The sequence below is a fragment of the Hwanghaeella sp. 1Z406 genome (assembly GCF_048892425.1).
Classification (GTDB): domain Bacteria; phylum Pseudomonadota; class Alphaproteobacteria; order UBA8366; family Aestuariispiraceae; genus Pacificispira.
On record NZ_JBLZHU010000038.1, the window covers coordinates 1 to 343 of the forward strand.

General features: G+C 42.6%; 1 pseudogene. It reads right to left on the reverse strand.

Annotation, left to right across the window (positions count from 1 at the left end):
• A pseudogene (locus tag ACOSDR_RS20260) lies at positions 1–343 on the reverse strand (IS4 family transposase); the annotation flags it as partial.

Consider the following 343-nt stretch of genomic DNA (forward strand, 5'->3'; position numbering starts at 1 on the left):
GGAAATTTAAATGCTCTGCCTTGCACCATATCATTTTCAATACCATCCCCAAGCGCTACAAATTCAGGAATGGTATTGCTGTGATTTAAGCCAACACTGAGTTTAATACTGGCTTTGGATTCATGTACTTTTGCCCATGCGCACAATGACAGTGAAAGATCAATATGACTGGCATCTAGTGAATACAGTGGATTTTTGAATCTAAATTTATGTGCAGTTTTAGAGTTTTCACAGCGCTGAAGCAGCTGTGTGAACAATTGCTGATACAGGCTGGCGGGCTGTTCTTCGTTGAGTCTTGCTAAGGTGCTTCGCGCAATTCTCTTCGCGCCAGGATGATAGAGCT